12 protein-coding genes are annotated in these 12,981 nt (G+C 57.3%); 3 read left to right on the plus strand and 9 right to left on the minus strand.

From position 1 onward, the window contains the following. Positions 1 to 23: 23 nt before the first annotated feature. Both ACP8J1_RS07045 and pgsA read right to left on the minus strand, forming a co-directional pair. On the minus strand, positions 24 to 521 hold the full coding sequence (locus tag ACP8J1_RS07045) for a CinA family protein (RefSeq protein WP_023021355.1): 498 nt from the start codon (positions 519 to 521) through the stop codon (positions 24 to 26). A gap of 7 nt (positions 522 to 528) precedes the next feature. After that, positions 529 to 1,113 carry a CDP-diacylglycerol--glycerol-3-phosphate 3-phosphatidyltransferase gene (pgsA, locus tag ACP8J1_RS07050; protein ID WP_023021354.1) on the minus strand — a complete coding sequence of 195 codons (585 nt, stop codon included), beginning with the start codon at positions 1,111 to 1,113 and terminating at the stop codon, positions 529 to 531. Between the two features lie 59 nt (positions 1,114 to 1,172). On the opposite strand from pgsA, the gene ACP8J1_RS07055 reads away from it, so the two are divergent. Next, on the plus strand, positions 1,173 to 1,460 hold the full coding sequence (locus tag ACP8J1_RS07055; RefSeq protein WP_023021353.1) for a YciI family protein: 288 nt from the start codon (positions 1,173 to 1,175) through the stop codon (positions 1,458 to 1,460). Here the strand turns inward: ACP8J1_RS07055 and ACP8J1_RS07060 are convergent. The 7 genes from ACP8J1_RS07060 to dapB form a co-directional block, all read right to left on the minus strand. Then, a complete protein-coding gene (locus ACP8J1_RS07060; RefSeq protein WP_486696478.1) occupies positions 1,457 to 2,578 on the minus strand; it encodes a TerC family protein in 1,122 nt (373 codons plus the stop codon). The two genes, ACP8J1_RS07055 and ACP8J1_RS07060, sit on opposite strands and share 4 nt — an antisense overlap. A 169-nt stretch (positions 2,579 to 2,747) precedes the next feature. Further along, positions 2,748 to 6,083 (minus strand): FtsK/SpoIIIE family DNA translocase, encoded by a 3,336-nt coding sequence (locus ACP8J1_RS07065; protein WP_034655851.1) that lies wholly within the window; start codon positions 6,081 to 6,083, stop codon positions 2,748 to 2,750. Between the two features lie 216 nt (positions 6,084 to 6,299). Then, positions 6,300 to 6,935 (minus strand): TIGR03085 family metal-binding protein, encoded by a 636-nt coding sequence (locus ACP8J1_RS07070; RefSeq protein ID WP_034655396.1) that lies wholly within the window; start codon positions 6,933 to 6,935, stop codon positions 6,300 to 6,302. A gap of 57 nt (positions 6,936 to 6,992) precedes the next feature. Then, positions 6,993 to 9,122, minus strand: coding sequence for a ribonuclease J (locus ACP8J1_RS07075; RefSeq protein ID WP_023021349.1), 2,130 nt, complete (start codon positions 9,120 to 9,122; stop codon positions 6,993 to 6,995). 2 nt (positions 9,123 to 9,124) lie between these two features. Next, positions 9,125 to 10,033, minus strand: a complete 909-nt coding sequence (gene dapA, locus ACP8J1_RS07080; protein ID WP_034655398.1) for a 4-hydroxy-tetrahydrodipicolinate synthase — start codon at positions 10,031 to 10,033, stop codon at positions 9,125 to 9,127. Between the two features lie 56 nt (positions 10,034 to 10,089). Next, the gene (gene thyX, locus ACP8J1_RS07085) at positions 10,090 to 10,836 is read right to left on the minus strand and encodes an FAD-dependent thymidylate synthase (RefSeq protein WP_023021347.1); all 747 of its coding nucleotides are present in this window, start codon (positions 10,834 to 10,836) and stop codon (positions 10,090 to 10,092) included. 3 nt (positions 10,837 to 10,839) lie between these two features. Further along, positions 10,840 to 11,586, minus strand: a complete 747-nt coding sequence (gene dapB, locus ACP8J1_RS07090) for a 4-hydroxy-tetrahydrodipicolinate reductase (RefSeq protein ID WP_023021346.1) — start codon at positions 11,584 to 11,586, stop codon at positions 10,840 to 10,842. Positions 11,587 to 11,644: 58 nt separating this feature from the next. On the opposite strand from dapB, the gene ACP8J1_RS07095 reads away from it, so the two are divergent. Continuing rightward, on the plus strand, positions 11,645 to 12,115 hold the full coding sequence (locus ACP8J1_RS07095) for a VOC family protein (protein WP_023021345.1): 471 nt from the start codon (positions 11,645 to 11,647) through the stop codon (positions 12,113 to 12,115). A 127-nt stretch (positions 12,116 to 12,242) separates the two neighbouring features. Further along, a complete protein-coding gene (locus tag ACP8J1_RS07100; protein WP_034655855.1) occupies positions 12,243 to 12,938 on the plus strand; it encodes an AMIN-like domain-containing (lipo)protein in 696 nt (231 codons plus the stop codon). Positions 12,939 to 12,981 lie beyond the last annotated feature (43 nt).

Below are 12,981 nucleotides of genomic sequence, written 5' to 3' on the forward strand. Positions count from 1 at the left end.
TATGGTCAACGCTCCTTGTCTCGCTATTGTTCCCGCAGTGCCGGATTTTCTTCCACAGTTGCGCACAGTAGACGAAAGGCGGCTGCGACCGTGGCCTCTCTAATTTCGTTGCGCTCCTTGCCCAAACCGGATAGCAGCTGGGAGAAAGCGACTCTAGCAGGAGAATAGATGCCGATATATACGGTGCCCGCCGGCTTGCCTTCTTGTAGGTCTGGTCCTGCCACTCCGGTAAGGCCTATTCCCCAGTCCGCAGCGGTTTCTGCCACCGCTGCGCGGGCCATTGCAAGGGCGGTCTCCCCAGAAACCACTCCGGCAGCTTCGATATCGGCTACCGGTTGATGCAAAAAGTGGGATTTCACCTCGGTGGCATATGTTATAAGCCCTCCGCGCAATACAGCCGAAGCTCCAGGGACAGAAGCGACCGTGGCGCTGGCCAACCCAGCAGTAAGTGACTCACAAAAGGACAAAGTCTCGCCGCGCTCGGTGAGCTCGGACACGAGGCGGGTTGCCATGGTGCTCATGAACTACCTAGCTATTCTGCTTCTTGCCGTCAATGAGGTACTGGACGCCGGTAACTAAGGTCACCACTGCAGCCAACAGCATCACTAGGAAGGTAGGAACGTTCATCCACTCCGGCAACGGCCACAGATACAGCCCGACTGCCAAGGATTGCAATACAGTCTTCAGTTTGCCGCCCTTCGAAGCAGGTACCACCTTGCCGCGGCGCAACAACACCATACGCCAGATGGTGATACCGAACTCACGGATGAGAATGACCACGGTAATCCACACTGGCAGCACCCCGATGATGTTGAGGCATACCAGTGCGGTAGTCATAAGCGCTTTGTCCGCGATGGGATCAGCAATCTTGCCAAAATTGGTGATAAGGCCACGGGCACGTGCGATGTCCCCGTCGAGCTTATCTGTGAGCATTAAGGCCGTGAATAGGCCAAAAGCCCACCATTCATGGCCGGCAATGACCAGCCATGCGAAAACCGGAATGAAAAGAATGCGCAGGCTGGTGAGAATATTTGGCAGGTTCCAATTGGACACCTGCGGATTCACATCCGAGGATTGCGCTGACTGTGTTCCGGGTTGATTCACGTTATACATACTACCTGTTAGCACCAAGCACCTGCGCTTGGATGCCCCTGCATTTTAAAATGCGAAGCATGAAGTATTTTGCTGTTAGCTACGACTACAACCCCAATAATCCTGAGATTGCTAAGGCTCGCCCCGCGCACCGCGAGTTTACCGCGCAACTTTTTGAGGAGGGCACCATCATTGCCACCGGCCCCTTGACGGATTCCAAGGGCGGCGCGCTCATCATTGCGGGGCTTGCCGACGACGCCGTGGTCGCCGACGCCATCGCCCTCATGGACAAAGACCCCTTCTACCAAGCCGGCTGCATCACCGGCCGCAGCTTCCGCGAATGGAATCCCGTAAACGCCCGCTTCTAGTGTGGTAGCTCTTCCTTGGGCAGGTCTTCGGCCTTGCCCACGAATTCGCCCTTCTTGTTCCGGACGATCTTATTGCCCTCCTCGTCCCAGTCGAAGTGATTGTGCGATACCGGTACTCCGCCTTGGTTCTCATCGCGTTTGTTTTTAATAATCGAGGCGATAACCGTAATAACCAGGACGCCCACGATCACGATAAGTGAGGTGATGGTGGAAAATTCTGGGATCGACTCCACGTTCTCGCCGCCGTTGACAAACGGCAAGTTATTCTCATGCAGCGCATGGAACATGAGCTTTACACCGATGAAGCCCAAAATGATGCCCAAACCATAGGGCAGGTACACCAAGCGGTCCAGTAGGCCATCCAGCAGGAAGTACATCTGGCGCAAGCCCATGAGGGAGAAAGCATTCGTGGTAAAGACCAAGAACGCTTCCGAGGTAATACCGTAAATGGCCGGAATGGAGTCGAAGGCAAACATCACGTCGATAAGGCCGATGGACACCAACGCAATAAAAAGCGGGGTGAACGCGAATTTACGCTTGCCCGAAGAATCTTCCACGCGGTGCGTAAGCTTATCGCCGTGGTAGCGCGGGGTGACGTGGACTACCTTGCGGATCAGCTTGATGATGCCCATATCATTGGGATCGGTTTCGGGGGCGTCCCGAATCTCGTCGACGATGAGCTTGATTGCTGTGTAGATAAGAAATATCGCGAACAGGTAGAAGATATCGGACCATGCCGCGATGACCGCAGCACCCAAAAGGATAAACACCAGGCGGCATGCCAAGGCAATAACGATGCCGATGAGCAATACCTTTTGCTGGTACTTGCGCGGGATCTTGAAGGCGCCCATGATAAGCGCGAAAACAAAGAGGTTATCTACGGATAGCGCCTTCTCTGTCACGTAACCCGTGAGGTATTGGATGCCGTGCTCGTGGTCCCATATGGCCCATACGCCGGCACCAAAAAGTAAAGCAATACCGACATAGAATAGGGTCCAGAACCCGGATTCCTTCAGCGTCGGCTCGTGCGGGGTGCGCACGTGGGAGTAGAAATCAAAAACAAAGAATCCAAGAATGGCGACGATGGAAATCGCCCAGATCCACAATGGCACATGCATTGGTACATCCCTCCGGTCGAAGATACAACAAAGTGACCGGAGGTCTCCCCCGCCCGGCTAGATAGCTGCAGCCGGGCCGGCACGACCGGGAGCATAACGCTTCCGTGCTGACGATCGGTGCCGAAGGATGGGGTACTCCCCTCCAAGACCCGTCCAACTTTACACGATCTTAGAAGGCACCTGTCGAAGGGTTATACGTTGCCTGGACGGTACGAGTGTCGCCAGCATCGCCCTGCGGGGAGGAATCGGAGCCTGCGGAGGAGGCGTCGGAAGTAGCGGCAGCTTCGTCCTCCTCTTGCTGTTGCATCTCCTCCTGAATTTCCTTTGGCGCCTCGGCAGGGTCGGCGCCCTTGATCATCCAAATGATGGTATCGAGCTCTTCCGGCTTCACTAGGACCTCGCGGGCCTTGGAGCCCTCGGACGGTCCGACGACGCCACGAGATTCCATCAGGTCCATCAGACGACCGGCCTTGGCAAAACCGATGCGCAGCTTGCGCTGCAGCATCGAGGTCGAGCCCAACTGGGCGGTGACCACCAGCTCGACGGCTTCGAGGAGGTCGTCCATGTCCTTGCCAATTTCCTCATCGATTTCCTGCTTGGCCTCGGATTGCTTCTCTTCAGTCACGCCCTCGGTGTAGTTCGGCGCGGCCTGCGACTTGGCGGCATCGACAACCGCCATAACCTCATCATCTGAGACGAATGCGCCCTGCATACGCACAGGACGCTTACCCTGCGGAATGAAGAGGCCATCGCCCATACCAATGAGCTTTTCCGCGCCACCCTGGTCCAAGATAACGCGAGAGTCCGTCAGTGAGGACGTCGCGAAGGCCAAGCGTGAAGGCACGTTGGTCTTAATCAGACCGGTCACCACGTCAACGGACGGGCGCTGGGTTGCCAGGACCAGGTGAATTCCGGCGGCACGCGCCTTCTGAGTGATGCGGACGATGGAGTCCTCAATCTCCTTTGGCGCAGTCATCATCAGGTCCGCCAGCTCGTCGACGACACAGACGATGTACGGGTACGGGCGTACCTCGCGCTCGGAGCCTGCCGGTGCTTGGTATTCGCCGGAGACCACCTTGCGGTTATAGTCCTCAATCTTGCGCACGCGAGCAGCCTTCATATCCATGTAGCGCTGCTCCATCTCCTCCACCAGCCACTGCAGGGCTGCTGCGGCCTTCTTCGGCTGGGTAATGATGGGCGTGATCAAGTGCGGAATGCCCTCGTACGGGGTAAGTTCCACCATCTTCGGGTCCACCAGGATGAGGCGAACCTGCTCAGGGGTGGCTCGGGTTAGCAGCGAGACCAACATGGAGTTGACGAAAGCGGACTTACCGGAACCGGTAGCACCGGCGACCAGCAAGTGCGGCATCTTTTGTACCGAGAACGAGGTGTATTCGCCTTCGATATCCTTGCCCAATCCAATAAGCATCGGGTCAGGAGAGCTAGTCATGCTGGGCGCATCAAGCACCTCACGCAGGTGTACCATCTCGCGGTCTGGGTTGGGAACTTCAATGCCAACAGCTGACTTGCCGGGGATAGGCGTCAGCAAGCGCAGGTTGTCCGTGGCTACGGCGTAGGCGAGATTGGACTGCAAATTCGTAATCTTGGATACCTTGACGCCTGGCCCCAGCTCGATTTCATAACGGGTCACTGTTGGACCACGGCTGAAACCGGTGACTTGCGCATCCACCTTGAACTCTTCAAAGACATCAGTAATGGCCTCGATAATGCGGTCATTAATCTCGGTGCGCTCCTTGGCTGGGGTTCCCGGAGTCAACAAATCCGTAGAAGGAACCGCGTAATTCTCGTTGCCAAACTGTGCGGCGGGCGCGGCGGCGGGCGCCTCAGCTGGCGCGGGCGCACCGGCACTACCCGTTCCCGCTCCTGGTTCGGCCGTCGGTTGAGAGCTATCCACCTGCGCGCCGGTCGTTGCATCGCGTCCAGAACGTTCACGGAAGAGCTGGCGAGCCTTCTCGTGCGCGGACGATACTGCATCCGCGCCTCCTTGTGCAGCGGACCCAGCGGCACCTGCGGCAGCACCTGCTACCGCGGCTCCAGCGGCTCCGGCAGCACCGGCACCTGCAGCCTTAGCTGCGCCACGTGCCGCCCCTACAGCTCCCGCAGCGCCAGCGGCTGCCCCCGCAGCCGATCCCACAGCGGAACCGGCGGCGGTACCCGCTGCTGAAGCAGAGCGAGCAGAGTCAAATGCGGAGCGCTGGCCAGCGGTGCCCAGAACGCGGGTCGGCTCCGAGTCTACGGAGTCTGGCTGGGCCGGCGAAGACGCAGCAGGACCTTCTACGACTGGAATCTCATCGGTATCCTCAATATCGCGCGAAACTGGCTTCTCCGCCGGAGTGGACACGGACTGAAAGCCGCCACGCGTTGGCGCGCTAAAGGTACGGGTTGCTTCGTCCTCCTCCGCCGCAGCGGGGGACTCTGTGGGATAAGAGGAACCACGCGGAGAGGGGCCTTCAGTGCGGCCTCGGAAAGCGCGCAGGCTTCCACCGCGTTCAGAGGTTCGGCGCTTGGCTGCAGGTCGGGCCGGGCGGGTGCTGCGCTCACGCCCTTCCGCAATATCATCGATATCGCCGGTGACGTGTCCATAGAGGTCATCGCCTTCGTCTTCGTAATAATCTTCATCCGCACCGCCAAAGCGAGAGAAAGCTGCAGCGATGGCATCAGCCACCAACTCATAAGCCTCGCGGATGGTGATTCCGGTGACCAAAAGGGCGCCGTAGATAATGACGAGGAAAAGCAACGGCACTGCAACGAAGGAGGTAAAGGCAGTCTCCAACAGGCCACCAATGGCATAGCCGATTACTCCGCCCGCGCCACCGGCACTTTCCGGGGTAAAGCCAAGTTCAGGGGTGCCAGCAAAGATATGGATCAAGCTGAGCATGGCCAATACAATGACGCTAATTCCGCCCACAATGCGCGGCTTAAAATGCCCCGCCGGGCCGGAGATATCCATCATCAAGGCAATGGCCAAAGCCACTAAGGCCACTGGCAGCACCCATGCGCCCGCACCAATGACATAGCGCACGATATTGCCCACCCAGGCACCTACTTGGCCAGCGACACCGAACCAGACCGTAGCCGCGAGCACGATGGCAATACCGATGAGCACGAGTGCCACCGCATCGGGATTTTTCACCTGAATGCCGCGCGACTCCGACTCACCCAATTCCATGGTCGAAGGGTGTTCTTCCGCTGCTTCATCATTGGCACGAGTAACCTTGCTTTTCTTTTTATTCTCCCCGCGTGCAGAAATTTCTTCCGGCTCCCTTGTCGTCTCGTACTCCTCGGTGTCATATACGTCTTCGCTCGGCTTCAGCCCGGCCATTCCATGGCTTACACCTCGCGCCATGTTTCCCATGCCGCGCGCCGTGGCACCAAACACTGCGCCCAAGCCCTTGCCGACGGCCCGGAACGCACTACCAGTGCGCTCCTGTGAGGTCGCTGCAGCACGCCGATGCGAGGACGTCATAGCCAAGGTTTCCGGCATGCCAGCACCGGACCGGCTGCGGCCAGATGGCCGTGAACGATTCGTCTTTCGGCGCGTCCCGCGCGAAGAGGCATTTTTGACAGACATGCCTCTACCTTAACCGTGACACCCCATAAATCACATTAGCCACACGCGTTTCCCCCGAGGCCTAGGGGCATAATCTAAAGTCACACCCCAACGGCGCACGACGATTGCGATAATAGTACTCATTCAAGGCTAGAGAGTTGACCGTACGGCGGCTTTGGCATCTCCCTCGAGCGCGACTTCGGCAGCGTCACGTCCGAAGGACCACAGAATCAGTTCGCCTACCTCCCCCGATACTCGGACTACGGCATCTCCCTTATCTGCTACGCCGTGCTTATCCGCGGCGACAATGCGCGGTAATCCTTCGGGCTGCATAATGACCGGGCGAGTCGAGTTTCGCAGGGCCACCTTAGCTAAGAGCTTCAGGTAGCTATGCATCTGCTGTTTGATTCGTGCCGAGAAATCTCGCGGACCCATGCCATTAGCCCGGCGAATGTCCTCGTGGTGAACAAAATGCTCTACAAAGTTTTGCTGTGCATCCACGAAACGAACGGGGTTATAGGTAGCCGGTCCCCTCCCCCAGTCATCAACGAGCTCATCAAAGTCGCGTTCGGAAACCTTGCGCGATTCCTTTTCAAGGTGGCCGGACAATGCCTTGACAAAAATTCCAGCGGCTGCATCGGGGCGATTTTCCCGCACCCACAGATGTACGGCTAGGTCACGGGTAGTCCAACCCTCGCACAAAGTAGGGGCATCAGGACCAAGCTTATGAAATAGCGCGACCATTTTGGCGCGCTCAGCAGAACAAAACGACATAGGCCCCAGCATACCGAGCTAGCTAGCATGCTGGGGCTGCGTCTGCCTTTATACGAAGAACCCTGCTATTTACAGGGACTCACGAGAAGCATCTACGTCTTCATCATCGGTAACCAATGGGCCGGAGTTGGTCGGCACGATGGTCGGCAGAATGACCGGCTCGCGCTTGTACTTCGAATCCATAAGTTTAGATACCTTGCGGCGCAGTTTCTGCACCATGCGGTAGGTATCGTTCTCGCCCTCGGCGGCGAGATCATTCATGGTGTTTTCTACCATTTCTGCGACCTCCGGCACGATGCCGCGGTCATCATCGGAAAAGCCTGTGGTAGATACCGTTGGGTGCTCCAATAGGCGCGAGGTGCGGTTATCAATCACGCACGTGATAGATACCACGCCACCAGTTCCCAGGTTGGTGCGGTCGGCCAAGGTATCGGCATCCACATCGCCCATGGACACACCATCGACGTAGAGGTTGCCCACCTGCATCTGGCCTACGACCTCGGCGCGGCCCTTGCGCAAATCCACGACGACGCCGTTTTGTGCCAGCACCGTACGATCGCGGTCCACACCGGTGGAAATGGCCAGCTCCTTATTGGCACGAAGGTGGCGCCACTCGCCGTGCACCGGCATAGCGTTGCGCGGGCGCGCTGCGTTGTACAGGAATAGCAGCTCACCGGCATAACCGTGGCCCGAGGCGTGCACCTTGACGTCTTGGTTAGTAATGACGTTGGCGCCAATCTGAGACAGCATATTAATCACGCCGTAGACCGCTTCCTCATTGCCCGGGATAAGCGAGGAGGAGAAGATGATGGTATCGCCATCACGTACGGTAATTTGGCGGTGCTCGCGACGAGCCATGCGCGATAGAGCGGCCATTGGCTCACCCTGCGTACCGGTGGTAATGAGCATGGTCTTGTGCGGAGCCATCTTGGCAGCCTCATCAATGGGGATAATGGTGCCGCGAGGGACCTTCAAAAAGCCCATCTTTTCCGCGATTTCCATGTTGCGCATCATCGAACGGCCGTTGAAAGCCACCTTGCGGCCATTTGCCACGGCAGCGTCGATGGCAGCCTGCACGCGGTAGACGTTGGATGCAAAGGAAGCCAAGATAACGCGCTGCTTCGCGCCGGCAACGAGACGCTTAAAGTTGGCGGGGATATCTCCCTCAGATGCAGATACACCAGGCACGGTGGCATTGGTGGAATCACACAGCATGAGGTCGACGCCCTCATCACCGTAACGAGACAGGGCTGGCAGATCGGTTGGACGATTATCCAGTGGGGTCTGATCCAGCTTGATATCACCGGTATGGATGATATTGCCCGCTGGGGTTCCCAACATGATGCCCAAGGCGTCCGGTACGGAGTGGTTAACTGCCCAGAAGCGAACCCGGAATGGTCCATAAGTCACGTCGGATTTTTCATTAACCTCGACGAACTTCGGCTTCTGACGATGTTCCTTACACTTCGCGGCAATGAGCGCGATGGTAAAGCGGGAAGCAACAATAGGGATATCTGGGCGCAGCTTCAGCAGCCACGGAATAGCTCCGATGTGATCCTCGTGCGCGTGAGTAACGACGAGGGCCTTGACCTTGTGGATCTTCTTCTCGATGGGGCCAAAGTCAGGCAGGATAAGATCCACGCCCGGCTCACCGGAAGACGGGAAGAGCACACCGCAGTCAATGATGAGGAGGTCATCACCGTACTCGAAGACGGTCATATTGCGACCGATCTCCGAGATTCCGCCCAAAGCATAAATGCGGAGTGCATCCTTCGGCTGCTTTGGTGGCTCTGGCAAACGCTTGGTTAGATCCGCACCCTGCATCGACTTGGGCACGTTGCGGCGACCACGGTTATTGCGGCCGCGGCCCTTACCGTTGCCATTTTTGTTGTTGCCGCCATGGTTATTATTTCCACCATGGTTATTGCCGTTGCCGTTACCACCACGGCCACGGCCGCGGCTACCACGGGAACGGGAGCGGCGGTTGTTACCGCCGCCATCATGGTGGTTATCGGAAGAATTCTTTTTGCCAGAGTTGTCCTTATCGCCCTTAGCCGGCTTATCCTGTGCGGAATTGCCAGCATCAGTAGCTGGGGCTTGGAAAACTGGCGAAGCCGCCTCGTTGGAGGCGGTTTCGTTTTCCGCCGGTGGGCCCGCCTTGCGGGTCACCTTGCGGGAACGGTTACGGGGTTCATTCATTCTTAAAGGGCTCCAGATTGTTCCAGATCACGGCGAAGTACCTCGCGTTCCTCCTCGCTCGCAGCGGTAATAGGAAGACGGGTATCGCCAACTTCGATGCCCTGCAGGCGCAGGGCTTCCTTTGCAAACGTCGCTCCGCCCAACCGTGCTTGTGCCCGGGTAAGCGGAAGGAGCGTTGTGGTATTGATTTCTCGGGCGCGGGCCATATCGCTCGCGTCGAAAGCTTCATAAAGTTCTGCCAAGGCACGCGGCACAACATGGCCGATGACGGAGATGAAACCAGAAGCGCCGAGGGAAAGCCACGGCAGGTTAATCGGATCATCACCGGAATACCAGGCCAGACCGGTTTCTTGGATCAGTTCTGCGGCCGCAGGAAGGTCGCCCTTGGCGTCCTTCACGGCTTGGATATTCGGCAAATCCGCAAGGCGGCGGAGGGTATCCGGCGCCACTGGGATGCCCGAGCGGCCAGGAATGTCATAGACACAGATTGGTAGATCCGTGGCTTGCGCGACTGCGGCGAAGTGCTCATAAACCCCCTTTTGGGAGGGCTTCGAGTAGTACGGAGTCACCACCAATAGGCTATCTGCCCCCGCATCCGCGGTGGCCTTGGCCAACTTGATGGAAGCTGCGGTGTCATTCGTTCCGGCACCGGCGCATAGCTTTGCGCGGTCTCCGACTTCTTCCTTTACGGCTTTGAGCAGCTCCAGCTTCTCTTCAACCGACGTGGTCGGTGATTCGCCCGTGGTTCCACCTAGGATGAGCGAATCAACGCCATTGTCTACGAGATGAGCCGCTAGGCGACGACCTGCTGCAACGTCCAGCGCACCGTCACGGTCAAACGGGGTAACCATGGCGACGCCGATGCGTCCAAAGGTGTCGACGCCAGTCTTTGCTGTCATACCTGTGCTCATAGGCGTCAAGATTACCCTTTTGGCTAACAATTAGCCGCATCGGGGTCTCGCGCGTGTTAGGCGTAGGGGCTTGCCGCCATCTGGGTGCCATCAGCCAACGTGGTGATATTGAAGTCATTAAAGAGCACCGGCGCCTTGCTCTGCAGCAACTTCAAGCACTCTACCGCGACGTGGCGCAGCTCTTCATCGGCCTGTTCCGCGGCACGTGCACCGATAAAATGCCGCCACGCGCGATAATTGCCGGTGACAACGATGCGGGTTTCTGTTGCGTTGGGAAGCACGGCACGGGCCGCCTGGCGAGCCTGCTTTTTACGCAGGAGTGCATTAGGCTCATCCAGTTTCTCTTCGAGCGCGCTAAGCAGCTCGTCATAGACAAAGCGAGTTTCATCTACAGCCTGCATGACCAACCGGCTAAGCTGCTCGTCTTCGGCCACCAATTTAGGCAAAACCACTTCAGTTTCATCTGGGTGGACAAAGCGCTGGGAAAGCTGCGAGAAGGAAAAGTGCCGGTGGCGTACAAGCTCATGGCTTGCCGAACGCGACAGCCCCGCGATGTACATCGTTGCTGTGGCATGCTCAAGCAATGCGGTATGACCTACCTCCATGATGTGGTGCAGATAGGCTTCATTCGTTGCCGTGCGAGGGTTGGGTTTGTCAAAAGACTCGTAGCACGCTCTTCCAGCAAACTCGACTAGAGCTTCCCCATCTGAGGCCGAATCATCCGCAGTCCAGTCCACAGTGCGCGGGGCGTGAAATTGCGTTGCGGCAATGAGCTGAATGTCTAGCTCACTTGCTTTAGCCATAGCTTAAAGCCCCAAGTACTTATCTAGGCCGACGACCAAACCTGGGTGTTGCGCAATCTGGCGCACGCCCACCAGTACGCCCGGGGTAAAGGACGCACGGTCATAAGAATCTTGGCGAATAGTCAGAGACTGACCTTGGGCACCGAAAATAACCTCTTCGTGTGCGACCATGCCGCGAGTGCGTACCGCGTGTACCGGAATGCCATCGACATTGGCTCCGCGTGCACCGTCCAGTTGCTTTTCCGTGGCATCCGGCATCTCGCCTAAGCCTGCCTCCTTGCGAGCGGCTGCAATCCCTTCAGCGGTATGTATGGCGGTACCGGACGGCGCATCCAGCTTTGTCGGGTGGTGGAATTCAATGACCTCTGCGGTTTCAAAGAACTTAGCGGCCTGCTTTGCCAACACCATGGTGAGCACAGCGGAGATGGCAAAATTCGGCGCAATCAGGACATTGCCAGCACCGTCTTGCTTAGTCCACTCCTCTACCTGCGCCAAGCGTTCCTTATCAAAGCCAGTGGTCCCCACCACACAGTGAATGCCTTGGGCAATGCAGAATTCCAAGTTTCCCATGACGGAGTCCGGCTGAGTAAAGTCCACGATGACCTCCGCGTGGGCGTCGACAAGCTGCTGCAAATCATCACCGCGGTTGATTTCTGCCACCAGCTCTAGATCATCTTCTGCGTTTACACCTTCGACGATTGCCTGACCCACGCGCCCGTGAGCACCTAGTACGCCAACCTTGATAGCCATGGTGTGTTCTCCTTATTTCAGCCACATCGTTAATACTTTTCTCCCCATCCTAACGCGCATGATAGCTGCGCAATTCCTCGCCTGCTGCAAAGAACGTGTTCTCCTAAACGGTGCCCGAGCTTCATCACTAGGATGGCCTGCATGCAGATATATCGCTTCCGTTCCCGTAGATGACGTTGCACGCGCTCACGATTTCTATGTCAACACGCTAGGATTCCGCGTTAAGGATGACGTTACCCACGGCGATTTCCGCTGGCTTACCGTCACCAATGCCGATGGCGAGGGAGACACCGAGCTACTTCTCGAGCCGAAAGGCCACCCCGCAGCAAAAGACTATGCCGCGGCGCTAAAGGCCGATGGAATTCCGGTCACCCAATTTCTCTCCACGGACATAGAAAGCGAATACAAGGAGCTCAGCGACAAGGGCGTGCACTTTACCATGGAGCCCACCGATGTTGGCCCCTCCATCATTGCCGCTTTTGATGACACCGTGGGAAACCTTATTCAGCTCGTACAGTTAAAGAAGTAGGCCTACTTCCCGCTTCCGCAACGTGCCTCTTAGGACGTTTAACAATTGCATCACTTTCTAACCCCTGCCCCATCAGCCTCAGTAGGATGGGGTTTATAGCACGGTAAGCACCAAGGAAGTGATGAACTTGTCTCGTTCAATTTTCTCTCGCACTCTCGCCCTAGCCACCAGCGCAGGATGCGCATTAGCGCTTGCCGCTTGTTCCGCAGAGGACTCCACGCAGCAAAGCTCACCGGCACTTAGCGAGGTTCAGTCAACTGTCGACACGGCTGAGGCCGCAGCCAGCACCACCCCACCTACTACTTCCGCCCCGCAAAGCACCTCAGCGGCGGATGCTGGCCAGCAATCAATCCCACAAGTCGCGTCCCCAGTTGCGTTTGCGGGCATGGGCACAGCCTCGCTCGAGGACCATCAACATATGCCGGAAGGACTTGGAAACCTCATCCCCACGGGTGTGCGAGTGGGAGCTCATGATGGGTTTACGCGCGTTGTTATCGACTTGGAGGGCGAAGGTGAACCGGGGTGGTTTACCTCCTATACCGATGCCCCTGCCCAACAGGCATCCGGCAAGCCAGTTGAGGTTCAGGGCACTACCTTTCTAAACCTAGGCATTGAGGGAACGCCATGGCCTTCAACCCCTGAGCTCAAGGAAAAATACATGTCCCCAGGCACTACTCTGGGTGCCGGGGTGGTGAGCGAAATCAACTACACCACCACATTTGAGGCACAAACCCAGCTCATTATCGGCCTTAAGAAAAAGACTCCCTACTCGGTGACTTTTCTGCAAGAACCATCGCGCGTGGTGATTGATTTCCAGAATTAAAGTTCTGACATCACCGCTCGGGGTACGCAAACATCAAGAAAGG

Source organism: Corynebacterium sp. LaCa_205 (genome assembly GCF_057458085.1).

Excerpts from the sequence above, each read along its gene's own strand:
- ACP8J1_RS07060 (WP_486696478.1), bottom strand. The coding sequence starts at position 2,578 with ATGCATGTGCCATTGTGGATCTGGGCGATTTCCATCGTCGCCATTCTT.
- ACP8J1_RS07065 (WP_034655851.1), bottom strand. The coding sequence starts at position 6,083 with ATGCCGGAAACCTTGGCTATGACGTCCTCGCATCGGCGTGCTGCAGCG.
- ACP8J1_RS07095 (WP_023021345.1), top strand. The coding sequence starts at position 11,645 with ATGATAGCTGCGCAATTCCTCGCCTGCTGCAAAGAACGTGTTCTCCTA.
- ACP8J1_RS07055 (WP_023021353.1), top strand. The coding sequence starts at position 1,173 with ATGAAGTATTTTGCTGTTAGCTACGACTACAACCCCAATAATCCTGAG.
- ACP8J1_RS07075 (WP_023021349.1), bottom strand. The coding sequence starts at position 9,122 with ATGAATGAACCCCGTAACCGTTCCCGCAAGGTGACCCGCAAGGCGGGC.
- thyX (WP_023021347.1), bottom strand. The coding sequence starts at position 10,836 with ATGGCTAAAGCAAGTGAGCTAGACATTCAGCTCATTGCCGCAACGCAA.
- dapA (WP_034655398.1), bottom strand. The coding sequence starts at position 10,033 with ATGAGCACAGGTATGACAGCAAAGACTGGCGTCGACACCTTTGGACGC.
- ACP8J1_RS07070 (WP_034655396.1), bottom strand. The coding sequence starts at position 6,935 with ATGCTGGGGCCTATGTCGTTTTGTTCTGCTGAGCGCGCCAAAATGGTC.
- ACP8J1_RS07045 (WP_023021355.1), bottom strand. The coding sequence starts at position 521 with ATGAGCACCATGGCAACCCGCCTCGTGTCCGAGCTCACCGAGCGCGGC.
- pgsA (WP_023021354.1), bottom strand. The coding sequence starts at position 1,113 with ATGTATAACGTGAATCAACCCGGAACACAGTCAGCGCAATCCTCGGAT.
- dapB (WP_023021346.1), bottom strand. The coding sequence starts at position 11,586 with ATGGCTATCAAGGTTGGCGTACTAGGTGCTCACGGGCGCGTGGGTCAG.